Genomic DNA, 22852 nt, shown 5'->3' with positions numbered 1-22852 from the left:
GCCCAGGCACACCGAGGGGCGCATCCGCTGCCGGATGCGCCCCTCGCACATCTTTTCCCGGGGACCGCGGGTGACTCAGCCCGCCAGGCAGGACGGGCCGAGCAGCACCTTCAGATCGCCGAACAACGCCGGGTCGGGCTTGACCCGGTGCCGGTCCAGCCGCAGCACGGTCGTCTTCGTCGGTCCCTGGAGCCTGATCCGGACCTCGCTGTCGCCCTTGTGGTGGGTGAGGATCTCGCCGAGGCGGCTGACCATCGGCGGGGTGACCTTGACCGCCGGGATGGTCAGGATCACCGGGGCGTTGGTGCCCGCCGTGGACAGGTCGGGGACCATCAGCTCCATCGCGACGAGCCGCGGCACGTCCTCCCGCTTGTCCAGGCGGCCCTTGACGAACACCACGGCGTCCTCGACGAGTTGGGTGGACACCAGCTGGTAGGTCGCCGGGAAGAACATGCACTCGATGGAGCCCGCGAGGTCCTCCACCGTGGCGATCGCCCAGGCGTTGCCCTGCTTGGTCATCTTGCGCTGGAGGCCGGAGATGATGCCGCCGATGGTGACGACCGCGCCGTCCGCGTGCTCACCCCCGGTGAGCTGGGCGATGCCCGCGTCGGCCTTGTCGGACAGGACGTGCTCCAGACCGAACAGCGGGTGGTCGGAGACGTACAGGCCGAGCATCTCCCGCTCCTGGGCGAGCAGGTACGTCTTCTCCCACTCGTCGGTGGTGAATTCGACGTCCAGGCCGAACCCGGGCTCCCCGGCCGTCTCCTCGCCCATGCCGCCGAAGAGGTCGAACTGGCCCTCGGCCTCCTTGCGCTTGACCGCGACCACGTTGTCGATCATCGGCTCGTACTGGGCCGTCAGCCCCTTGCGGGTGTGGCCCATGGAGTCGAAGGCGCCGGCCTTGATCAGCGATTCCGTGGTCCGCTTGTTGCAGACCACCGCGTCGACCTTGTCGAGGTAGTCGGGGAAGGAGCTGTACTTCCCCTTCGCCTTGCGGCACTTGATGATCGACTCGACGACGTTGGTGCCGACGTTGCGGACGGCGGAGAGGCCGAAGAGGATCACGTCGTCGCCCTGGGCGGCGAAGTTCGCCTCCGACTCGTTGACGTTCGGCGGGAGCACCCGGATGCCCATGCGGCGGCACTCGTTGAGGTAGATCGCCGACTTGTCCTTGTCGTCCTTGACGGACGTCAGCAGCGCCGCCATGTACTCGGCGGGATGGTTCGCCTTCAGGTACGCGGTCCAGTACGAGACCAGTCCGTAGGCGGCGGAGTGGGCCTTGTTGAACGCGTAGCCGGCGAAGGGGACCAGAACGTCCCACAGGGCCTGGATCGCCTCGTCGCTGTAGCCGTTCTTCTGGGCGCCGGCCTGGAAGATGGTGAAGTTCTTGGCCAGCTCGTCGGGCTTCTTCTTGCCCATCACGCGGCGCAGGATGTCGGCCTCGCCGAGCGAGTAGCCGGCGATGATCTGGGCGGCCTTCTGCACCTGCTCCTGGTAGACGATCAGGCCGTAGGTGACGTCCAGGACCTCCTTGAGCGGCGCCTCCAGCTCGGGGTGGATCGGCGTGATCTCCTGCTGCCCGTTCTTGCGCAGCGCGTAGTTCGTGTGGGAGTTCATGCCCATCGGGCCCGGCCGGTACAGGGCCGACACGGCGGAGATGTCTTCGAAGTTGTCCGGCTTCATCAGGCGCAGCAGGGAGCGCATGGGGCCGCCGTCGAACTGGAAGACGCCGAGGGTGTCGCCGCGCTGGAGCAGTTCGAAGGTCGTGGGGTCGTCCAGCGGGAGGCTGAGGAGATCGATGTCGATCCCCTTGTTGGCCTTCACCATCTTGACGGCGTCGTCCATGATCGTGAGGTTGCGCAGGCCCAGGAAGTCCATCTTCAGCAGGCCGAGCGACTCACAGCTCGGGTAGTCCCACTGTGTGATGGTCACGCCGTCGGTGTGCCTGACCCAGACCGGGACGTGGTCGGTGATGGTCTCGCTGGACATGATCACGCCGGCCGCGTGCACACCCATCTGCCGGACCAGGCCCTCGACGCCCTTGGCGGTGTCGATGACCTTCTTCACGTCCGGCTCGTTCTCGTACATCGCCCGGATCTCGCCCGCCTCCGAGTAGCGGGGGTGCTGCGGGTCGGTGATGCCGGAGAGCGGGATGCCCTTGCCGAGGACGTCGGCGGGCATGGCCTTGGTCAGGCGGTCGCCCATCGCGTACGGGTAGCCCAGCACGCGCGCGGAGTCCTTGATGGCGTTCTTGGCCTTGATGGTGCCGTAGGTGCCGATCATGGCGACCTTGTCGGCGCCGTACTTCTCGGTCACGTACCGGATCACCTCGACGCGCCGGCGCTCGTCGAAGTCGATGTCGACATCGGGCATGGAGACGCGCTCGGGGTTGAGGAACCGCTCGAAGATCAGGCCGTGCGGGATGGGGTCGAGGTCGGTGATGCCCATGGCGTACGCGACGATCGAGCCGGCCGCTGAGCCTCGGCCGGGGCCGACGGCGATGCCGTTGTTCTTCGCCCACATGATGAAGTCGGCGACGACGAGGAAGTAGCCCGGGAACCCCATCTGGATGATGACGTCCATCTCGTACTCGACCTGCTTCTGCCGGTCCTCGGGGATGCCGCCGGGGAAGCGGCGCTCCATGCCGCGGCGGACCTCCTCCTTGAACCAGGTGACCTCGGTGTAGCCCTCGGGGATGTCGAACTTGGGCATGAGGTCGCGCTTCTCGAACATGCCCGTGGTGTCGATCTGCTCGGCCACCAGGAGCGTGTTGCGGCAGCCCTCCTGCCAGGCGTCCGAGGAGTCGATGGCGTACATCTCGTCCGTGGACTTCAGGTAGTAGCCGGTGCCGTCGAACTTGAAGCGGTCGGGGTCGGAGAGGTTCTTGCCGGTCTGGATGCACAGCAGCGCGTCGTGCGCCCCCGCCTCGTGCGCGTACGTGTAGTGCGAGTCGTTGGTGACCAGGGGCGGGATGCCGAGCTTCTTGCCGATGTCGAGGAGGCCGTCGCGGACGCGGCGCTCGATCTCGATGCCGTGGTCCATCAGCTCCAGGAAGTAGCGGTCCTTGCCGAAGATGTCCTGGTAGTCGGCGGCCGCCTTGAGGGCCTCGTCGTACTGGCCGAGGCGCAGCCGGGTCTGGAGCTCGCCGGAGGGGCAGCCGGTGGAGGCGATCAGGCCCTCCGACCACTGGGCGATGGTCTCCTTGTCCATCCGGGGCCACTTCTGCAGCCAGCCCTCGGCGTAGGCGTCGGAGGAGAGGCGGAAGAGGTTGTGCAGACCCGTCGCGTTCGCCGCCCAGATCGTCTTGTGGGTGTAACCACCGGAACCCGAGACGTCGTCCCTCTTCTGGTGCGGCTGACCCCACTGGATCTTGCGCTTGTTGCGGCGCGACTCGGGGGCGACGTACGCCTCGATCCCGATGATCGGGGTGATTCCGGCCTTCTGCGCGGAGTGGAAGAAGTCGTACGCGCCGTGGAGGTTGCCGTGGTCGGACATGGCGATGTGCGTCATGCCCATCTCGTTGCACGCGTTGAACATGTCCTTCAGCCGCGCGGCACCGTCCAGCAGCGAGTACTGGGTGTGGACGTGCAGGTGCGTGAACGGCGGCTTCGACACGGCGTGGCCTCCAAGGGAAACACTCGACGACGGGCTGGGGGACAGTCCGGGGGTCAGCGTCGAAGTCTATGCCCCGGCACTGACACTCGGCGGGCTCCCCCGCGTACCTTCACAGCGGGGGTCGCGGGCACTTCGGCGCCCGCCCGCCCGTTGAAGACGACAGAAACGCTGTCGTACACGTCATGCACCAGGAGGCACCCCGCGATGTCGGCACCGCAGCTCAACGACGAGCCTCGCGGCGAGGAGATCCTCGCCGTCTTCGACACCGCCTTCGGCGAGCTCCTGGCCGCCGACCCGGCCGCGTTCCGCGTGAAGTTCCGGAAGATGGCGGCCTCGGCGTTCGCGTTCTACCGGGGCACGGCGTGCCTCTTCTACCACGACCTGACGGCGGACAACGGCTTCGGGCCGCAGGACGGCGGCCCGTTCCTGGACGAGCGCACCTCGCGCGTGTGGATCCACGGCGACCTGCACGCGGAGAACTTCGGCACCTACATGGACTCCCAGGGCCGGCTGATCTTCAACGTCAACGACTTCGACGAGGCGTACGTCGGCCCCTTCACCTGGGACCTCAAGCGCCTGTCCGCCTCCCTCGCCCTCATCGGGTACGCGAAGGCGCTCAGCGACGAGCAGATCACCGAGCTGGTGGAGGTGTACGCGGGCGCGTACCGCGAGCGGATCCACGCGCTGGCCACCGGCGCCAAGCGCGACGAGGTGCCGCCCTTCACCCTGGACACCACCCAGGGCCCGCTGCTGGACGCGCTGCGCGACGCCCGCTCCCTGACCCGCTTCGGGCTGCTGGAGTCCATGACGGAGATCCGCGACTTCGAGCGCCGCTTCGCGCCGGGCGGCGGCTCCATCGAGCTGGACGCCGCCACCCGCTACAAGGTGCTGGCCGCCTTCGACGGCTATCTGGAGACGCTGCCCGACGCCTCCCTGGCCCGCCCCGACTCCTACCGGGTGAAGGACGTCGTGGGCCGGCGCGGGATCGGCATCGGCTCGGCCGGGCTGCCGTCGTACAACATCCTGCTGGAGGGCCACAGCGACGCCCTGGAGAACGACGTCGTGATCTACATCAAGCAGGCCCAGACCCCGGCCGTCTCCCGGCACATCACCGATCAGGCGATCCGTGACTACTTCCAGCACGAGGGGCACCGCACGGTGATCTCCCAGCGCGCCCTCCAGGCGCACGCCGACCCGTGGCTGGGCTGGACCGAGCTGGACGGCGCGGGCCAGCTGGTCGCCGAGGTCTCGCCGTACGCCGTGGACCTCGACTGGGGCGACATCGACGACCCGGAGGAGATCGCCGGTGTCGTCGCCGACCTGGGCCGGGCCACCGCCACCATGCACGCGGCGGCGGACGACACCTCCGGCGAGTCGCTGGTGCCGTTCTCCACGGAGCGGGCCATCGACGCGGCGATCGCCGCCGACGAGGACGGCTTCGCGCCCCTGCTGGTGGACTTCGCGCACGTCTACGGCGCACGCGCGCGTGCGGACCACCAGATCTTCGTGGACCTCTTCCGCAACGGCCGGATCCCCGGTCTGTGACGGGATCGATAACGATAGGGACGCTCACAGGGACCCTTTAGGGGTCTCTTACCGGAGCGCGTGTCACACTTCCTGCGCTATGGACATATCCGGGACCCGACTCAGAGCCGTACGCGCGGCGCTGTTCACGGCCTTCGTCGTGACGCTCAGCACCGCGTCGCACGTGCTGCTGTCCCGGGCCCCGCTGCCGTTGAACACGGTGGCCGTCGTCGCGGCCGCCGTGTTCGTCCTCGCGTACGCCCTCGCGGGCCGCGAGCGCGGCTTCGGGCGGATCGCCGCCCTGCTGATCCCGCTGGAGCTGGCGGCCGACACCGTCTTCACCACCGGGCAGCATGTCTGCTACGGCCGCGCGGGCGGGCCGGTCGCCGGCCCGCTGGCCTCGGTCGGCTGGGACGTCCTGTGCGGCGACGGCGCCTCCGTCGGCGCGCCGCTCGCGCAGGTCACCGGCACCGATCCCGACAGGCTCGGCGGGCTCCTCGCGCACGCCGACCCGGCCACCGCCTGGCTGCTGCTCGGCGCCCATGTCTGCGTCGGCCTGGTCGCCGCGGCCTGGCTGCGCCGGGGCGAGCGGGCGCTGGCCCAGCTGCTGCGGGCGGCCGCCGCGACCACGTTCCGGCCGCTGCTGCTCGCCGTGGCCGCCGTGACCGTACGCCGCGCCCCGGCGGCCCGCCGCCTGCCGAGGCCCACGCACCGTACGGCCGCCGCCCGTGACCGGATCCTCGTGCACTCCCTGGGACGGCGTGGACCGCCGTGCTCGGCCGTTTCGGCCTGAGCAACGCCCGTTCCGGCGAACGGCACCCGAGCACGACAGTCCCGACACACACGTATCCCGCGCACGCCCGGTGCGCGTCCCACAGGAGAACACCCACATGAGCAAGCGGAACAGCCAGGCGGCGAAGACGGCGGCCCGGGAGCGGCTGCGCCTCGAACGCGAGCGCGAGGCCAAGCGGGCCAAGGTCAGGCGGCAGATCATCGTCGCCTGCTCGGCCGTCGGCGTGCTGGCGGTGGCGGGCGGCATAGGTTACGCCGTCGTCCAGGCCAACCAGCCCAGCTACTGGGACAAGGCGGCGGACGCCAAGCTGGTCAAGCCGGCCAACACCACCGGTGAGAACGGCACGACCGTCGTCATGGGCAAGGCCACCGCGAAGAAGACCCTCGTGATGTACGAGGACCCGCGCTGCCCGGTCTGCGCCCAGTTCGAGCAGACCGTCGGCGAGACGGTGAAGAAGGACTACGAGGCCGGCAAGTACAAGGTCCAGTTCGTCGGCGCGACCTTCCTCGACCGCAGCCTGACCGGTGAGGGCTCCCGCAACGCGCTCAGCGCCCTCGGCGCCGCGCTGAACGTCGGCCCGGAGGCGTTCCTCGACTACAAGGCCGCGCTGTATTCGGCGAAGTGGCACCCGGAGGAGTCCGACGACAAGTTCAAGGACGACTCCTACCTGATCAAGGTGGCGGACACGGTGCCCGAGCTGAAGGGCAACGCCACGTTCCAGACCGCCGTGAAGGACGGCACCTACGACAAGTGGGCGCTGGAGATGTCCAAGACCTTCGACGACAGCGGCGTGAAGGGCACCCCGACGCTGAAGATGGACGGCAAGGCCCTGACCAGCCCGGGCTCGCAGAACGCGCCCATGACGGTGGCCGACTTCACCACCGCGGTCGAGGCGGCGCTCAAGGGCTGAGCCGCGCCTCGGTGAAGAGCGGGCGAACTTTGCCGGTTCGCCCGCTCTTTTGTCGTACTGATCAGTAATCTGATCGCCCGTGACCAGTCGATACAGATCAACACAGAGCACCGGCGCGCCCGCCCGCGGCGTCAACTCGCCCGCCCCGCGCCGCCGTACGGTCGTCAAGGCCGCGGCCGCCACCGCCGCGCTGGCGGGACCGCTCGCCGCCGCGCTGCCCGCCCGGGCCGCCGAGGAGGCCCCGGCCTTCCTGCACGGTGTCGCCTCCGGCGACCCGCTGCCCGACGGCGTCCTGCTGTGGACCCGGGTGACGCCCACGGCCGGGGCGATACCCGGCTCCGGGCTCGGCCCGGACACCGAGGTCGAGTGGGTCGTCGCCACGGACAAGGCCCTGACGGCCATCGTGGCCAAGGGGTCGGTCACCGCGACCGCCGCCTCGGACCACACCGTCAAGGCGGACGTGCGCGGCCTCGCGCCGGCCACCGACTACTGGTTCCGCTTCTCGGCCGGCGGCACCGACTCCCCGGTGGCGCGCACCCGCACCGCGCCGGCGGCGGACGCGTCGGTCGCGAACCTGCGCTTCGGCGCGGTCTCCTGCGCCAACTGGGAGGCCGGCCGTTTCTCCGCCTACCGCCATCTCGCCGCCCGCGGCGACCTGGATGCCTGGCTGCACCTGGGCGACTACATCTACGAGTACGGCACCGGCGAGTACGGCACCCGTGGAACCGTCGTGCGGCCGCACACGCCGACGCACGAGATCCTCACGCTCGCCGACTACCGCGCCCGGCACGGCACGTACAAGACGGACCCCGACCTTCAGGCGTTGCACGCCAAGGCGCCCGTCATCGCGATCTGGGACGACCACGAGATCGCCAACGACGCCTGGTCCGGCGGCGCCGAGAACCACACCGAAGGCGCCGAGGGCACCTGGGCGGCCCGTCAGGCAGCCGCCAAGCAGGCCTACTTCGAGTGGATGCCGGTCCGCCCGGCGCTCGCCGGCACCACCTACCGCCGGCTGCGCTTCGGCAAGCTCGCCGACCTCTCCCTGCTGGACCTGCGCTCCTTCCGCTCCCAGCAGGTCTCCGTCGGCGACGGCGAGGTCGACGACCCCGAGCGCACCCTCACCGGCCGCGCCCAACTCGACTGGCTGAAGGCCGGGCTGAAGGCCTCCGACACCACCTGGCGGCTGGTCGGCAACTCGGTGATGATCGCGCCGTTCGCCATCGGCTCGCTCTCGGCGGACCTGCTCAAACCGCTCGCCAAGCTGCTCGGCCTGCCGCAGGAGGGCCTGGCCCTCAACACCGACCAGTGGGACGGCTACACCGACGACCGCCGCGAACTCCTCGCCCATCTGCGTTCGAACGCCATCCGCAACACCGTCTTCCTCACCGGCGACATCCACATGGCGTGGGCCAACGACGTGCCGGTGGACGCCGGGACCTATCCGCTGTCGGCCTCGGCCGCCACGGAGTTCGTCGTCACCTCGGTGACCTCCGACAACCTCGACGACCTCGTCAAGGTCCCCGAGGGCACGGTCTCCGCGGTCGCCGCGCCGATCATCAGGGCCGCCAACCGCCATGTCCACTGGGTCGACACCGACCGGCACGGCTACGGCGTCCTGGACATCACCGCCGAGCGCGCGCAGATGGACTACTACGTCCTGTCCGACCGCACCAAGGCGGACGCCACCGCCTCCTGGGCCCGCTCCTACCGCACCCGCAGCGGTACGCAGAAGGTCGAGCGCGCCTACGACCCCGTGTAGCGGTCGGCTACAGACTGTCGAGGAAGCCGAGCGCCACCCGCCAGGTGGCCTCGGCGGCCTCCTCGTCGTAGTCGGGCAGGTCGGGGTCGGTGTAGACGTGGCCGGCCCCGGGGTAGCGGTAGATCTCCACGTCGGCGCCGGCCCGGCCCATCTGGAGGTACCAGGCGCTCAGCCAGTCGTCGGTCTCGAACGGGTCCGGCTCGGCCACGTGCAGCTGGACCGGCAGCTCCTCCACCGAGACGTTCGGCGCGAGGTCGGAGGTGCCGTGCAGGAGCAGCAGGCCGCGTGCCTTGTCGTCACCGAGGGCGAGGGTCTGGGCGACGGACGCTCCCAGCGAGAAACCGGCGTACACCAGGCCTCTGTCCGAGTAGGGCGCGGCGGCCAGGACGGCTCTCTTGAGCAGCTCGTCCTTGCCGATCTCCTCCTTGTGGGCCATGCCCTCCTCGACCGAGTCGAACGTACGGCCCGCGAAGAGGTCCGGCGTCCACACCTCGTGCCCGGCGGCCCGCAGCCGGTCCGCCGCCGCGCGCACCGCGGGACGCAGTCCATAGGTCGAATGGAAGAGCATGATGTTCATGAGGCCATGGTGCCAGCCGGTACCGACAACGCCGCACGAGCCGACTCCGGCACCATGGGACGTGTGCCTCTTCACAAAAGGCACATGTTCATGACCCCGGTCGGCCGGTTACGTTCGAAGGCATGGAGAACCTGCTCCGCCCATTGATCGTGGTCGGCGGTTCGGTCGTACTGACGTTGTTCATCGGCTGGGCCACCGACCGCCTGCTGTGCAAGGCCGACCAGCGGCATCCCGAGACGCCGCTGTGGGGCCTGCTGCGCCGTGGCCGCATCCCCTACCAGCTGGTGCTGTGCGCGGCGCTGCTGAGAGGGTCGTACGACCAGGTGGAGGTGTTGCAGGAGCACAAGACCGCGGTCGGCAGGACCCTCACCCTGGTGCTGATCGGGGCCGCCGCCTGGCTGGTGATCCGGATCGCCGCCGCCGTCGTGGAGACCTCCTACAGCCGGTACGCGCGCGTGCACCGCGACGCGGCCCGGGTGCGCCGGGTGCGCACCCAGGTGACGTTGATCATGCGGGTGGTCTCCGCGATCGTCGGCGTGGTGGCCGTGGCGGCGATGCTGCTGACGTTCCCGACGTTCCGCGCGGCGGGCGCCTCGCTGCTGGCCTCGGCCGGCATCCTCGGCATCGTCGCCGGTGTCGCCGCACAGTCCACACTGAGCAACATGTTCGCCGGGCTCCAGATCGCCTTCGGCGACATGGTGCGCATCGGGGACACGGTCGTGGTGGACGGCGAGTGGGGCACGGTCGAGGAGATCACCCTGACCTTCCTGACCGTGCGGACCTGGGACGAGCGCCGGATCACCATGCCCGTCTCGTACTTCACGTCCAAGCCGTTCGAGAACTGGTCGCGCGGCACGCCGCAGATGACCGGCATCGTCTACTGGCACGTCGACCACTCGGCGCCGCTGGACGCGATGCGCGAGAAGCTGCGCGACATCCTGCGTGAGTGCCCGGCCTGGGACGGCCGCGCCTACGGCCTCGACGTCACGGACACCACCCCGAACACCATGCAGGTGCGGGCCCTGGTGACCGCCAAGGACGCCGACGACATCTGGACGGCGCGGGTGACGGTCCGCGAGCAGATGATCCGCTGGCTGACCGAGGAGCACCCCTACGCGCTGCCCCGCGTCAACACGGCCGACGCGACGACGCCGCCGAACCGTACGAACGGACGACCGTCCGTCGACGGCGCGCCGCCGCGCCAACGCCGTGCCCACGAGGCGCCGCGGGCGGACCGCTGACGGTCAGCGCCCGCGCTCGGCGCCCCCGTTGACCTGCACCACCTGCGAGGTGACGTGCCCGGCGGCGGGAGAGGCCAGCCAGTGCAGGGTCTCGGCGATGTCGGCGGGCGTACCCGCCCGACCGTTCGCCGTCTCCCGCACGAGCCTCTCCCGCCGCTCCGGCGCGATCGCCGCGCCGAAGAACCCGGTGTCCTCGACGTACCCGGGCGCGACCACGTTCACGGTGATCCCACGCGGCCCCAGCTCCCGCGCCAGATCGTGCGCGTACGGGTGCAGCGCGGCCTTGGCGCCGCCGTACGCCCCGCTGCCCGACCCCCGGTAGGCGGCGATCGAGCTGATGAAGAGCACCCGCCCGCCGGGCGCGGCGAGCCGTTCCTTGAGGGCTTCGGTGAGCAGAGCCGCGGTGAGGGTGTTCAGCCGGAAGTTGATGTCCCAGGTGTGCGCGACGCGTTCCAGCGGGTCGTCGAGGTCGGCCTGCGGCTCCAGTTGCCCGTTGCCTCCGGCGCCGTGGACGAGCACGTCCACCTGTCCGAACGACTCCCCGACGAACTCCGCGACACCTCGTACCTCCTGCGGCCGGCTCAGGTCGGCGGCGTAGGTGAGCGCCCCGTCGACCCCGGCCTTCTCCAGCACCTCGGGCCGTCGCCCGAGCAGCAGGACCCGGTCCCCGCCGGCGGCGAAGGTCCGCGCCGTGGCGAGCCCGATGCCCGTTCCGCCTCCACTGATCACTATGTTGCGTGCCATGCGCTCGACCTTAGGAACGACGAGGCGCTCCGTCACCGCGATTTACGGACCCCGCCGATTCACCGCAAACTACGCACATCGAGATGTCGCAGCACGCGGTCGACGATCTCCGGATCCGCGCCCGGCTCGCTGCGCGCCGCCACCACCTCGTGCCGCGCCGCGCTCAGCATCTCCCCCTGGATCCGCCGCACCCGCCTCAGCCTGCGCACCCGGTGCTCATGCGCCTCCCGGCGCTCGTCCTCGCCGATGTCCGGACTGATCCGCAGACCGATGTCGAAGGCCCGCCGCGCCATCTGCTCGGACAGCTCCTCCGGCAGGTCCTCCTCGGCCTCGATCTCCCGCAGCCTGCGCTTGGCCGCCTTCGCCGCCCGCACGGCCAGTTCCTTCTCGAAGTCCTTCTCCCGGTCCGTGTCCGCCCGCACCCGCAGCCGCCGTACCAGCCACGGCAGGCTCAGCCCCTGCACCACCAGCGTCGCCATGATCACCCCGAACGCGATGAACACGATCTCGTCCCGGTCCGGGAAGGCCGCTCCCTCGTCCGTGGTCAGCGGAATCGCCAGCGCCAGCGCCACCGAGGCCACTCCGCGCATCCCCGACCACCACATGACGACGGTCTCCCGCCAGCTCATCGGGATGTCCTCGTCGTGGTCCCGCCGGGCGTGCAGCCGCTGGGCGAGCCAGGTCGCCGGCAGCAGCCACAGCAGCCGCACCAGCACCACCACTCCGGCGACCGCCGCCGCCCACCCGAGCATCTCCGCCCACCGTCCGGACGCGGTCCGGATCGCGTTGTGCAGCTCCAGCCCGATCAGCCCGAAGGCGACCCCCGTGACGAGCGTGTCGACGATGTCCCAGAAGGTGTGCCCGGCGAGCCGAGTCAGCACGTCGTCGGGGTCGGTGGCGAACTCGGCGAGGAACAGCGCCGTGGTGAGCACGGCGAGCACCCCTGACCCGTGCAGCTCCTCCGCCAGCACGTAGGAGGCGTACGGCACCAGCAGGGTCAGCCCGATCTGCAGGGTCGCGTCCCCGAGCAGGTCCATCAGCTTGTTGGCGCCCCACCCCAGCGCCAGTCCGACGGCCACCGCCACCACGGCCGACAGCACCAGGTCCAGCCCCGCCCGCCACGGCGAGAAGGTGCCGCTCACGGCCGCGGTGATGGCCACGTGGTACAGCACGATGGCCGTGACGTCGTTGAACAGCCCCTCGCCCTCCAGGATGGACACCAGTCGGCGGGGCAGCCCGAGCTGTCCGGCGACGGCGGTGGCGGCCACCGGGTCGGGCGGCGCGACGAGCGCGCCCAGCGCCAGTGCCGCCGCGATCGGCAGCCCGGGCACGATCGCGTGGGCGACGGCGGCCACGCACACCATCGTGACGAAGACCAGCGCCACGGCGAGCAGGAAGATCGGCCGTTTGTTCGCCGTGAACTGACGCCAGGAGGTCCGCCGGACCGCCGCGTACAGCAGGGGCGGCAGCAGCAGCGGCAGGATCAGATCGGGCGGGACGTTCACGTTGGGCACGAAGTCGAGGACCGCGAGCACGATCCCGAGCAGCGTCATCAGCACCGGGGCGGGCAGCGCCCACCGGTCTCCGAGCGGGACGCTCACCACGGCCCCGAGCAACAGGACGAACAGCAGGGCCAGCTGATCCACGGTCGGCGCTCCGGCGGTCTAGACGATCAAGAACATCCCGGGTCGCGGCCTGCCACGCTCGCCCCGATTGTCATGTGTCATCGTCTTGCCCGTCCCGGCGCCACCACACCCGCCGCTGTGGCACCTGCCGCCGCGACACGAGCCGCTACAGCACCCGCCGCATCGCCCGGTGCGGGATCCCGGCGTCCGGGAACTCCGGTCCGTACGGCTCGTACCCCAGCCGCTCGTAGAAGCCCAGCGCCCGCGTCTGCGCGTGCAGGTCCACCGCCGTGAGGCCCCGCGCGGATGCCGCCTCCTCGATGGCCCGCACCAGGGCGGCCCCGACACCGAGGCCGCGCGCCTCGGGGGTCACGGCGAGCCGCCCCAGCGACCCCACGGCCGCGTCGCCGGTCTTCGCCGCGGCCGCCTCGCCGTACAGCAGCCGCCCGGTCCCGAGCGGTACGCCGTCCTCGCGGACCGCCAGCACATGGACGGCGTCGGCGTCCTGGGCGTCGTATTCGAGGTCCTCGGGGATGCCCTGCTCGCCGACGAAGACCTCCTTGCGTACCGCGAAGCACGCCTCGCGGTCGCCGGGGCCCTCGGCGACCCGCACCGCGTACGCGCGCGTGCTCATCCGTAGGTCTCCTCGCGGACCTGGTCGAGGGCCCCGCGCAGGTCGTCGGGGTAGTCGCAGGAGAACTCCACCCACTGCCCGTCGCCGGGGTGCTCGAAACCGAGGCGGACGGCGTGCAGCCACTGGCGGGTCAGGCGCAGCCGCTTGGCGAGCGTCGGGTCGGCGCCGTACGTCAGGTCGCCCACGCACGGGTGGCGGTGGGCGGACATGTGGACGCGGATCTGGTGGGTGCGGCCGGTCTCCAGCTTCACGTCCAGCAGGGAGGCGGCGCGGAAGGCCTCGATCAGGTCGTAGTGCGTGACGGACGGCTTGCCGTCCGCGGTCACGGCCCACTTGTAGTCGTGGTGGGGGTGGCGGCCGATGGGCGCGTCGATGGTGCCGCTGGTCGGGTCGGGGTGGCCCTGCACGAGCGTGTGGTAGCGCTTGTCGACCGTGCGCTCCTTGAACTGGCGCTTGAGCGAGGTGTAGGCGCGCTCCGACTTGGCGACCACCATCAGCCCGGAGGTGCCCACGTCGAGGCGGTGCACGATGCCCTGGCGCTCGGCGGCACCGGAGGTCGAGACCCGGTACCCGGCGGCGGCCAGCCCGCCGATGACGGTGGGCCCGCTCCAGCCGGGCGACGGGTGGGCGGCCACCCCGACCGGCTTCACGATGACGACCACGTCCTCGTCGTCGTGCACGATCTCCATGCCCTCGACCGGCTCGGCGACCACCTGCACCGGAGCGGGCGCCTGAGGCATCTCCACCTCGAGCCAGGCCCCGCCGTGCACCCGCTCGGACTTCCCGACCACCGACCCGTCGACGGTGACCTTCCCCGCCGCGGCCAGCTCGGCCGCCTTGGTGCGGGAGAAGCCGAACATGCGGGAGATGGCGGCGTCGACGCGCTCGCCCTCCAGGCCGTCGGGCACGGGCAGGGTACGGATCTCGGGAATCGTGCTCACCCGTCGAGTATGCCGGACGGGTGAGACGGTCCCGTACGCGCGCTCAGTCCTTGTGGACGGTCCCGTCCGGGTCGAGGCCCTTGAACGACAGCAGCACGATCAGGATGCCGCCGCACACGATCGCCGAGTCCGCCAGGTTGAAGACCGCGAAGTGCTTCGGCGCGATGAAGTCCACGACCGCGCCCTCGAAGACGCCCGGCGAGCGGAAGATCCGGTCGGTGAGGTTGCCGAGCGCACCCCCCAGCAGCAGACCGAGCGCGATCGCCCAGGGCAGGCTGTACAGCTTGCGGGCGAGCCGGGCGATCACCACGATCACGGCCGCCGCGATCACCGTGAAGATCACGGTGAAGGCCTCGCCGAAGCCGAAGGCCGCGCCCGCGTTGCGGATCGCCTCGAACCGCAGCCAGTCACCGATGATCTCGATCGGCTCGTGGTGCTCCAGCTTCGCGACCACGATCATCTTGCTGACCAGGTCGAGGACGTACGCGACCGCCGCGACCGAGAACAGCACGGCGACCCGGCGCCTGCCGCGGGGCCGCTCGGCCGGGTCCGCCGCCGGCGCGTCCGCGCCGGACGACTCGCCCGACGCCGGCTGCCCGGTGTGCTCCTCGGACGGCTCCGGCCCGGCTCCCGCCGCCTCGGGGGTGTCCGGAGTACCGATGATGCGCTCCGCCTCTGCCACGTAAGTCCCTCAACCTAGGTACCTGACTGAGGACGAGGGTACGGCACACCCCCGGCCGGCCGGGTGATCAGTACCGCCGCTCCTGCTTCTGCTTGCACTCCACGCACAGCGTGGCCCGCGGGAAGGCCTGCATCCGGGCCTTGCCGATGGGCTTTCCGCAGTGCTCGCACAGGCCGTAGGTGCCGGCGTCCAGCCGCTCCAGGGCGTGTTCCGTCTGGATCAGCATCTCGCGCGCGTTGGCGGCCAGCGCCAGTTCGTGCTCCCGGGTGATGTTCTTCGTCCCCGTGTCGGCCTGGTCGTCGCCGGCGCCGTCCCCCGAGTCCCGCATCAGGCCCGCCAGGGCCGCATCGGACGAGGCCAGCTCCGCGCGCAGCCGGTTCTGCTCGGACTCCAGCTCCGCGCGGGCCTCCGCGACCTCTTCCGGGGTCCAGGGCTCCTCACCGGGGCGCACCGCCAGCTCGCCGGGCTCCACCGCGGCGAGCCGTGCCTTGGGAACGGCGGTCTTCGCCGCCGTGGCCGTGCCAGGAGTCTTCTTCGCAACCACCGTCGTGGCTCCCGTCTGCTCCGCGGCCGAGGCCGCGCCCACCTTTTTGGCCGTGCTGTTCTGCGCGGTGCTCGTCTTCTTGGTGCTCTTCTTGGCCGTGGCCTTGGTGGCCGTGCTCTGCGCGGCCTTCCCCGAGGTCACGGCCTTCTTCGCCTGCTTCTTCGCGGCCGCCGCCTTCTTCCCGACGACCGCCCCCTTCACGGCGGCCGCCCCCTTCACGGCGGCCGTCTCCTTCACGGCGGCCGCCTTCTTCGTCACGGCCTTCTTGACGGGCGTCTTCTTCTCGGCGGCTGCCTTCCTCGAAGAAGCCGTCGCCTTGGCGTCGACCTTGGCGCCGACCCTGGAATCGACGCCGGAGTCGACCTCGGCACCGGCGAGGCCCTCGGCCGCACCGCCGGAGGCACGCATGGACCTGCCGGACGCCGACTGCTGTACGGCGGTCTTCTTCGCCACCATGGCCGCGGCCCCTTCACATATTGTGATCTTGCGCGCGAATCGTGCTGGGACGATAAATCGACTCGAGTCCCGCGGCAACGGGGCACACCGCCCGATTCGCCCGCCTCGCGCATGACGCGCGGCAAGCCTGCATGCGTTGTGCCCAGCTCCCCGCCGGGTAATCCGCCTGGCCCGGCGTCCCGGAATCCGAGCCCCCGCCCCTCACCATTCGGGTCACCCCAGGTCGGCCCGCCCCGCCGGCCTCCGGGGCCGCGCCGACGGTCGGCCACATCCGCGTGTCGCGCCGTAGACTGGGCAGAGCGGAGGAATGCCGCGGCCGACAGGCAGGGGCGAGGAGATCCGGCCCCGCGTCCCCGACGAGGGGGCTCGCCGGCGCATCCGGCCGCGGAAGGCCCATGACGCGATACCGCCAGGTGCCCGCCCAGATCGACCTGCCCGCCCTGGAGCACGGGGTGCTCGGCTTCTGGCGCGCGAGGAAGATCTTCGCCAAGAGCCTGGAGCAGTCCGAGGGCCGCCCCGAGTGGGTGTTCTACGAGGGCCCGCCCACCGCCAACGGCATGCCGGGCGCCCACCACATCGAGGCGCGCGTCTTCAAGGACGTCTTCCCCCGTTTCCGCACGATGCGCGGCCACCATGTGGTTCGCAAGGCCGGCTGGGACTGCCACGGCCTGCCGGTGGAACTGGCGGTGGAGAAGGAACTGGGCTTCTCCGGCAAGCAGGACATCGAGGCGTACGGCATCGCCGCGTTCAACGCCAGGTGCCGCGCGTCCGTCACCCGGCACACCGACGCCTTCGCCGAACTCACGACCCGCATGGGCTACTGGGTCGACCTCGACGACGCCTACCGGACCATGGATCCGGAGTACATCGATTCGGTCTGGTGGTCGCTGAAGGAGATCTTCACCAAGGGTCTGCTGGTCCAGGACCACCGCGTCGCCCCCTGGTGCCCCCGCTGCGGCACCGGCCTGTCCGACCACGAGCTGGCGCAGGGCTACGAGACGGTCGTCGACCCGTCCGTGTACGTCCGTTTCCCGCTCACCTCCGGTCCGCTCGCCGGGCAGGCCGCCCTCCTGGTCTGGACGACGACCCCTTGGACACTGGTCTCCAACACGGCCGTCGCCGCCCATCCCGGGATCACCTACGTCGTCGCGACCGACGGCGAGGAGAAGCTCGTCGTCGCCGAACCGCTCGTCGCGCGGGCGCTCGGCGAGGGCTGGGTGACCACCGGCGAGACCTTCACCGGCGCCGAGATGGAACGCTGGTCCTATCAACGTCCGTTCGAGCTGGTGGAGTTCCCCGCCGAGGCGCACTTCGTCGTCAACGCCGACTACGTCACCACCGAGGACGGCACGGGCCTGGTCCACCAGTCCCCCGCCTTCGGCGAGGACGACCTGAGGGTCTGCCGTTCCTACGGCCTGCCGCTGGTGAACCCGGTCCGCCAAAACGGCACCTTCGCCGAGGACGTCCCCCTGGTCGGCGGCGTCTTCTTCAAGAAGGCGGACGAACGACTCACCGATGACCTCCAGCAGCGCGGCCTCCTCCTCCGGCACCTCCCGTACGAGCACAGCTACCCGCACTGCTGGCGCTGCCACACCGCGCTCCTGTACTACGCGCAGCCGTCCTGGTACATCCGCACCACGGCCGTCAAGGACCGCCTCCTCCAGGAGAACGAGAGGACCAACTGGTTCCCCGGGACGGTCAAGCACGGCCGCTTCGGCGACTGGCTGAACAACAACATCGACTGGGCGCTGTCCCGCAGCCGCTACTGGGGCACCCCGCTGCCGATCTGGCGCTGCGAGGACGGCCATCTCACCGTCGTCGGCTCACGCGCGGAGCTGACCGGGCTGACCGGCACCGACCAGTCCGGGCTGGACCCGCACCGCCCGTACATCGACGCCGTCACCTTCACCTGCCCGCACGACGGCTGCGGGAGGACGTCCACGCGCGTGCCGGAGGTGATCGACGCCTGGTACGACTCGGGTTCGATGCCGTTCGCGCAGTGGGGCTACCCGTACCGGAACAAGGAGCTGTTCGAGCGCCGCTACCCGGCGCAGTTCATCTCCGAGGCCATCGACCAGACCCGCGGCTGGTTCTACACGCTCATGGCCGTCGGCACCCTGGTCTTCGACAGGTCGTCCTACGAGAACGTGGTCTGCCTCGGACACATCCTCGCCGAGGACGGCCGCAAGATGTCCAAGCACCTGGGCAACATCCTCCAGCCGATCCCGCTCATGGACCAGCACGGCGCCGACGCCGTCCGCTGGTTCATGGCGGCCGGCGGCTCCCCCTGGACGGCTCGCCGCGTCGGCCACGGCGCGATCCAGGAGGTCGTCCGCAAGACGCTCCTGACCTACTGGAACACGGTCGCCTTCCAGGCCCTGTACGCCCGTACCTCGCACTGGGCGCCCTCGGGGAGCGACCCGGCCCCCGCCGAACGCCCGCTCCTGGACCGCTGGCTGCTGAGCGAGCTGCACGCGCTCACCGAGCAGGTGACCGCCTCCCTGGAGGCCTACGACACCCAGCGCGCCGGAAAGCTGCTCTCGGCCTTCGTCGACGACCTGTCCAACTGGTACGTCCGCCGCTCGCGCCGCCGCTTCTGGCGGGGCGACGAGGCCGCGCTGCGCACCCTGCACGAGGTCGTGGAGACGGTGACCAGGCTGATGGCCCCGCTGATCCCGTTCCTCACCGAGCGGGTCTGGCAGGACCTGGTGGTTCCGGTCACCCCGGGCGCCCCGGAGTCCGTGCACCTGGCGTCCTGGCCGGAGCCGGACCTCTCGGCGGTCGACCCGGAGCTGTCGCGGCAGATGGCCCTGGTCCGCCGGCTGGTCGAGCTGGGCCGCGCCACGCGCGCGGAGTCGGGTGTGAAGACCCGCCGGCCGCTGCGCCGCGCCCTGATCGGGGCCACCGGCTTCGACGCCCTCTCCCCCGAGCTGCGCACGCAGATCGCGCAGGAGCTGAACGTCGAGTCGCTGGCGTCGCTGAGCGAGGTCGGCGGCAGCCTGGTGGACACCACCGCGAAGGCGAACTTCCGCGTCCTGGGCAAGCGGTTCGGCAAGCGCGTCCAGGACGTGGCGAAGGCCGTGGCCGCCGCCGACGCGGCCGCGCTCTCCCTGGCCCTGCGCGAGGGCACGGCGACGGTCGAGGTCGACGGCGAGACGATCACCCTCGCACCGGAGGAGGTGATCATCACTGAGACCCCGCGCGAGGGCTGGTCGGTGGCCTCCGACTCCGGCGCGACGGTAGCCCTCGACCTGGCGATCACCGAGGAGCTGCACCGCGCGGGCCTGGCCCGTGACGCGATCCGTCTGATCCAGGAAGCCCGCAAGAACAGCGGATTGGACGTGGTCGACCGGATCGCCCTGCGCTGGACGGCGACCGACCCGGCCACCGTCGACGCGCTGACCGCGCACACCGCCCTGATCGCCGACGAGGTCCTCGCCACGGACTTCACCCAGGGCGACGCGGACGACACCTACGGCCCCCCGTTCACGGACGAGAGCCTCACCCTGACCTTCCGCCTGCGCAAGGCGTGGCATGAGGCACGGGGGTGAGGCGTGGGACGGCCGCAACCGACCACAGGCCCGCGGGTCCCACCGTCACCGTCGTCAACACGCGTAAAAAGGGCGGGACCCCGGATCGAATCCGGGGCCCGCCCTTTTGAACGCTGCCGACGCCTAAGGCGTACTACTGGCCGTCAGTTGTCATCCTCGTCGATGAGGAAACCGCGCATCGGCGAGGGGGCCTGGCCCATCGGCGACGGGCCCTGCGGCCGGACCGGAGCCATCGGCTGGGTCATCGCCGGCGACATCTGCTGCTGGCCGCCGTAGGACGGGGCCGCCGGGCTCGGGGCGCCGCCCATGCCCTGGTTGCCGCCGTAGGACGGGGCGCTGGCGCCGGCCGGTGCCATGGAGGGCGCCGGGGACGGCGGCAGGGAGGCCGTGGCCGGGGTGCGCGGCGGAGCCAGGGAGTCGTCGGCCTGGGTCTCCAGCTGACGCAGCTGCGACTCCAGGTACGACTTCAGGCGGGTGCGGTACTCGCGCTCGAAGCCGCGCAGGTCCTCGACCTTGCGCTCCAGCGTGGCGCGGGCGGACTCCAGGGAGCCCATCGCGACGCGGTGCTTCTCCTGCGCGTCCCGCTCCAGCGCGTCGGCCTTGGCACGGGCGTCACGCTCCAGACCCTCGGCGCGGCTGCGCGCCTCGCCGACGATCTTGTTGGCCTCGGAACGGGCCTCGGCGATCGCCTGGTCGGCGGTCTGCTGGGCCAGCGAGAGGACACGGGCGGCGCTGTCGCCACCGGGGCCCTGACCGGGGCCGCCCATCGGGCCACCCATGGGGCCGCCCATCGGGCCACCCATCTGCTGCTGCATGGGCGGCTGGCCGCCCATCGGCCCCTGACCCATGGGGCCCTGACCCATCGGACCGGGACCCTGCGGGCCCTGGCCGCCGGGGCCGGCGGGCAGCTGCGGGGCACCGCTCGGCAGCTGGGGCGGACCACCCATGGGGCCACCCATCTGCTGCTGCGGCGGGCCCGATATGCCGGCGGGCACCGGAGCGCCCGGACCTCGCATGCCCTGCTGCGGCATACCCTGCTGCGGCATGCCCTGCTGCTGCGGCATACCCTGCTGCATACCGCCCTGCTGCATACCGCCCTGCTGCTGCATACCGCCTTGCTGCTGGTCCTGCGGCTCCGGAGGCTTGCGCATGTTCTGCTGGTTCTGGGCAGCAGCACGCGTGGCCGCGGCCAGTTTGGCGCGCAGGTCCTCGTTCTCCCGGAGCAGGCGCGTCAGTTCGGCTTCGACCTCATCGAGGAAGGCATCGACCTCGTCCTCGTCATAGCCTTCTCGGAGGCGGACGGTCGTGAACTGCTTGTTCCGCACGTCCTCGGGGGTCAACGGCATCTCTTCACCTCAACGTAGTCGTCGGCATTCGGCAAGACGGTAGTTCACATCGCTCACAGCCGGCTCACGATCGAGATCAGGATGTAGACGATGATCATCAGTACGAAGAAGGACAGGTCGAGCGCCACGCCCCCGAGACGTAGCGGCGGGATGACCCGCCGCAGAAGCTTGAGCGGTGGATCGGTGACAGTGTAGGTGGCCTCCAGAACGACCACCATCGCCTTGCCGGGCTGCCATGAGCGGGCGAACTGGAAGACGTAGTCCATGACCAACCGGAAGATGAGCACGATGAGGAAGACCATCAGCGCGATGTAGACGACATCAAGGACCACGCCCATGTTCGGTGCTTCCCTCTCCCCTGTTTCCCGTGCTCTGTGTGTACTGCTGTGTACCGCTGTTTCCGGTGTTACGTCTCAGCTCTGGTTGAAGAACCCGCCCTCTGCGATGCGGGCCTTGTCCTCCGCCGTGACATCGACGTTAGCAGGCGACAACAGGAACACCTTCTGCGTCACCCGCTCGATGCTGCCGTGAAGACCAAACACCAAACCGGCCGCAAAGTCGACAAGTCGCTTCGCGTCTGTGTCATCCATCTCAGTCAGATTCATGATCACCGGGGTGCCCTCACGGAAGTGTTCCCCGATGGTACGGGCCTCGTTGTAGGTCCGGGGGTGGAGCGTGGTGATCCGGTACGGCTCTCGTTCGGACACGACCTTGGGCATGATCACCGGTGCGTTCTTCTCCAGGGACTGACGTTCTTGTGTGATGGATGCCACGGGCGCGATGCGCGCCGGACGGCCGGATTCCGCGCCGAGCGAAGCGGATCTGGCCACCGGCTCGCGAGGCGCGGGCGGCTGTACGATACGCACCTCTTCGTCCCTTTGGGACTGGTGTGCGCCATGCGACTGGTGTGACGGCTCGTGCCGTCGGTGGTCGCGCTCGGGCTCCGGGTCGAGCTCGGGTTCGAAGTCGTCATCGGGGTCGAATCCCCGGCCGTCGTACCCATCGTCCTCCACGAGGCCGAGGTAGACCGCCATCTTGCGCATCGCGCCGGCCATGCTCTGAGTCCTCCGCTCTGTGGTGGATCGGCTGACGACTGCCAAGTCCCGCGATCCACGTGGTCCTCCCGCCCGCCTTTCGACGGCAATGACCATATTTTCTGCTGTGGTCCGACTTCCTGGCGACGTTACCCGAGCCTGGGGCGGACTCCGAGTACCGCAGTGCCGACGCGCACATGTGTCGCCCCGGCCGCCACGGCCTCCTCGAGGTCCGCACTCATCCCTGCCGAGACCATGTTCGCAGCCGGATGGGCTCGGCGCAGGTCAGTCGACAAATCCATCAACCGCCCGAACGCGGCCCGTTGGCGGCCCGCGTACTCCCCGGTCAGAGGTGCGACGGTCATCAGTCCGTCAAGCCGCAGCCCCGGCGAGCCGGCGACGAGCGCGGCCAACTCCTCGATCCCGCCGGGCGCCACGCCACCCCGCTCGCCCCGCGCGCTCTCGCCCGCGTCGAGCGCGACCTGGATCAGGCAGCCGACCTCGCGCCCGACCCGGACGGCCTCCTTCGACAGGGCCGTCACCAGCCGGGAACGGTCGACGGACTGCACGACATCCGCGTAACCGACCACCGATCGCACCTTGTTGGTCTGCAACTGACCCACGAAGTGCCAGGAAAGGGACAGATCCGAGCAAGCCGCGGCCTTCGGCGCCGCGTCCTGGTCACGGTTCTCGGCGACGTGGCGCACGCCGAGCTCCGACAGGATCCGCACATCGCTCGCCGGGTAGGTCTTGGTGACCACGATGAGGGTCACTTCCTCGCGCTTGCGTCCGGCGGCCGCGCACGCCGCGGCGATGCGCTCCTCCACCTTCGCCAGATTCCCGGCGAGTTCGCCCTTACGGTCCGTCATGCCC

At 70.4% G+C, this 22852-nt stretch carries 18 protein-coding genes; 6 read left to right on the top strand and 12 right to left on the bottom strand.

What is annotated here, in order from left to right:
- Positions 1-75: 75 nt before the first annotated feature.
- On the bottom strand, positions 76-3615 hold the full coding sequence (gene dnaE, locus ALMP_RS23515; protein WP_264931426.1) for a DNA polymerase III subunit alpha: 3540 nt from the start codon (positions 3613-3615) through the stop codon (positions 76-78).
- Between the two features lie 204 nt (positions 3616-3819).
- Between dnaE and ALMP_RS23510 the strand changes: the two genes are divergently transcribed.
- The 4 genes from ALMP_RS23510 (at position 3820) to ALMP_RS23495 (ending at position 8604) form a co-directional block, all read left to right on the top strand.
- Positions 3820-5160 carry a DUF2252 domain-containing protein gene (locus ALMP_RS23510; RefSeq protein ID WP_264931425.1) on the top strand — a complete coding sequence of 447 codons (1341 nt, stop codon included), beginning with the start codon at positions 3820-3822 and terminating at the stop codon, positions 5158-5160.
- A gap of 79 nt (positions 5161-5239) precedes the next feature.
- Positions 5240-5932 carry a hypothetical protein gene (locus ALMP_RS23505; RefSeq protein WP_264931424.1) on the top strand — a complete coding sequence of 231 codons (693 nt, stop codon included), beginning with the start codon at positions 5240-5242 and terminating at the stop codon, positions 5930-5932.
- Between the two features lie 97 nt (positions 5933-6029).
- On the top strand, positions 6030-6842 hold the full coding sequence (locus ALMP_RS23500; RefSeq protein ID WP_264931422.1) for a DsbA family protein: 813 nt from the start codon (positions 6030-6032) through the stop codon (positions 6840-6842).
- A gap of 79 nt (positions 6843-6921) precedes the next feature.
- Positions 6922-8604, top strand: coding sequence for an alkaline phosphatase (locus tag ALMP_RS23495; RefSeq protein ID WP_264931420.1), 1683 nt, complete (start codon positions 6922-6924; stop codon positions 8602-8604).
- A 7-nt stretch (positions 8605-8611) separates the two neighbouring features.
- On the opposite strand, the gene ALMP_RS23490 is transcribed toward ALMP_RS23495, so the two are convergent.
- Positions 8612-9181, bottom strand: coding sequence for a dienelactone hydrolase family protein (locus ALMP_RS23490; protein ID WP_264931417.1), 570 nt, complete (start codon positions 9179-9181; stop codon positions 8612-8614).
- A gap of 122 nt (positions 9182-9303) precedes the next feature.
- Here ALMP_RS23490 and ALMP_RS23485 point away from each other — a divergent pair, with 122 nt between their 5' ends.
- Positions 9304-10422, top strand: coding sequence for a mechanosensitive ion channel family protein (locus ALMP_RS23485; protein ID WP_264931415.1), 1119 nt, complete (start codon positions 9304-9306; stop codon positions 10420-10422).
- A 3-nt stretch (positions 10423-10425) separates the two neighbouring features.
- On the opposite strand, the gene ALMP_RS23480 is transcribed toward ALMP_RS23485, so the two are convergent.
- From ALMP_RS23480 to ALMP_RS23455, 6 genes are all read right to left on the bottom strand, one after another.
- Positions 10426-11166: an SDR family NAD(P)-dependent oxidoreductase gene (locus ALMP_RS23480; protein ID WP_264931413.1), complete on the bottom strand. Its 741-nt coding sequence runs from the start codon at positions 11164-11166 to the stop codon at positions 10426-10428.
- Positions 11167-11225: 59 nt separating this feature from the next.
- Positions 11226-12812, bottom strand: coding sequence for a Na+/H+ antiporter (locus ALMP_RS23475; RefSeq protein ID WP_264931411.1), 1587 nt, complete (start codon positions 12810-12812; stop codon positions 11226-11228).
- A gap of 145 nt (positions 12813-12957) precedes the next feature.
- Complete coding sequence (locus ALMP_RS23470; protein WP_264931409.1) at positions 12958-13425, bottom strand: GNAT family N-acetyltransferase; 468 nt, start codon at positions 13423-13425, stop codon at positions 12958-12960.
- The gene (locus tag ALMP_RS23465) at positions 13422-14366 is read right to left on the bottom strand and encodes an RluA family pseudouridine synthase (RefSeq protein ID WP_264931407.1); all 945 of its coding nucleotides are present in this window, start codon (positions 14364-14366) and stop codon (positions 13422-13424) included. The genes ALMP_RS23470 and ALMP_RS23465 overlap by 4 nt, the downstream gene beginning before the upstream one ends.
- 43 nt (positions 14367-14409) lie before the next feature.
- Positions 14410-15048, bottom strand: coding sequence for a signal peptidase II (lspA, locus tag ALMP_RS23460; protein WP_264931405.1), 639 nt, complete (start codon positions 15046-15048; stop codon positions 14410-14412).
- Between the two features lie 67 nt (positions 15049-15115).
- Positions 15116-16048 (bottom strand): TraR/DksA family transcriptional regulator, encoded by a 933-nt coding sequence (locus ALMP_RS23455; RefSeq protein ID WP_264931404.1) that lies wholly within the window; start codon positions 16046-16048, stop codon positions 15116-15118.
- Between the two features lie 395 nt (positions 16049-16443).
- Between ALMP_RS23455 and ileS the strand changes: the two genes are divergently transcribed.
- Entirely contained in the window at positions 16444-19599 is a 3156-nt protein-coding gene (gene ileS / locus ALMP_RS23450) for an isoleucine--tRNA ligase (RefSeq protein ID WP_264931403.1), read from the top strand.
- Between the two features lie 143 nt (positions 19600-19742).
- On the opposite strand, the gene ALMP_RS23445 is transcribed toward ileS, so the two are convergent.
- The 4 genes from ALMP_RS23445 to ALMP_RS23430 all read right to left on the bottom strand — a co-directional run bounded on the left by ALMP_RS23445 (position 19743) and on the right by ALMP_RS23430 (position 22848).
- The gene (locus ALMP_RS23445; protein WP_264931402.1) at positions 19743-20945 is read right to left on the bottom strand and encodes a DivIVA domain-containing protein; all 1203 of its coding nucleotides are present in this window, start codon (positions 20943-20945) and stop codon (positions 19743-19745) included.
- Between the two features lie 53 nt (positions 20946-20998).
- On the bottom strand, positions 20999-21283 hold the full coding sequence (locus ALMP_RS23440) for a YggT family protein (protein WP_055633825.1): 285 nt from the start codon (positions 21281-21283) through the stop codon (positions 20999-21001).
- A 75-nt stretch (positions 21284-21358) separates the two neighbouring features.
- The gene (locus ALMP_RS23435) at positions 21359-22000 is read right to left on the bottom strand and encodes a cell division protein SepF (RefSeq protein ID WP_020129926.1); all 642 of its coding nucleotides are present in this window, start codon (positions 21998-22000) and stop codon (positions 21359-21361) included.
- 128 nt (positions 22001-22128) lie between these two features.
- A complete protein-coding gene (locus ALMP_RS23430; RefSeq protein WP_264931396.1) occupies positions 22129-22848 on the bottom strand; it encodes a YggS family pyridoxal phosphate-dependent enzyme in 720 nt (239 codons plus the stop codon).
- Between the last annotated feature and the right edge of the window lie 4 nt (positions 22849-22852).

The sequence above is a fragment of the Streptomyces sp. A012304 genome, from assembly GCF_026008495.1.
Classification (GTDB): domain Bacteria; phylum Actinomycetota; class Actinomycetes; order Streptomycetales; family Streptomycetaceae; genus Streptomyces.
The sequence above is the reverse complement of the archived record's forward strand: the minus strand, read 5'-3'. Positions and strand labels throughout refer to the sequence as shown.

What these genes read in the sequence shown, in the direction of transcription:
- ALMP_RS23510 (WP_264931425.1), top strand. Translation starts at nt 3,820, where the DNA reads ATGTCGGCACCGCAGCTCAACGACGAGCCTCGCGGCGAGGAGATCCTC.
- ALMP_RS23505 (WP_264931424.1), top strand. Translation starts at nt 5,240, where the DNA reads ATGGACATATCCGGGACCCGACTCAGAGCCGTACGCGCGGCGCTGTTC.
- ALMP_RS23500 (WP_264931422.1), top strand. Translation starts at nt 6,030, where the DNA reads ATGAGCAAGCGGAACAGCCAGGCGGCGAAGACGGCGGCCCGGGAGCGG.
- ALMP_RS23490 (WP_264931417.1), bottom strand. Translation starts at nt 9,181, where the DNA reads ATGAACATCATGCTCTTCCATTCGACCTATGGACTGCGTCCCGCGGTG.
- ALMP_RS23485 (WP_264931415.1), top strand. Translation starts at nt 9,304, where the DNA reads ATGGAGAACCTGCTCCGCCCATTGATCGTGGTCGGCGGTTCGGTCGTA.
- ALMP_RS23480 (WP_264931413.1), bottom strand. Translation starts at nt 11,166, where the DNA reads ATGGCACGCAACATAGTGATCAGTGGAGGCGGAACGGGCATCGGGCTC.
- ALMP_RS23470 (WP_264931409.1), bottom strand. Translation starts at nt 13,425, where the DNA reads ATGAGCACGCGCGCGTACGCGGTGCGGGTCGCCGAGGGCCCCGGCGAC.
- ALMP_RS23455 (WP_264931404.1), bottom strand. Translation starts at nt 16,048, where the DNA reads ATGGTGGCGAAGAAGACCGCCGTACAGCAGTCGGCGTCCGGCAGGTCC.
- ileS (WP_264931403.1), top strand. Translation starts at nt 16,444, where the DNA reads ATGACGCGATACCGCCAGGTGCCCGCCCAGATCGACCTGCCCGCCCTG.
- ALMP_RS23445 (WP_264931402.1), bottom strand. Translation starts at nt 20,945, where the DNA reads ATGCCGTTGACCCCCGAGGACGTGCGGAACAAGCAGTTCACGACCGTC.
- ALMP_RS23440 (WP_055633825.1), bottom strand. Translation starts at nt 21,283, where the DNA reads ATGGGCGTGGTCCTTGATGTCGTCTACATCGCGCTGATGGTCTTCCTC.
- ALMP_RS23435 (WP_020129926.1), bottom strand. Translation starts at nt 22,000, where the DNA reads ATGGCCGGCGCGATGCGCAAGATGGCGGTCTACCTCGGCCTCGTGGAG.
- ALMP_RS23430 (WP_264931396.1), bottom strand. Translation starts at nt 22,848, where the DNA reads ATGACGGACCGTAAGGGCGAACTCGCCGGGAATCTGGCGAAGGTGGAG.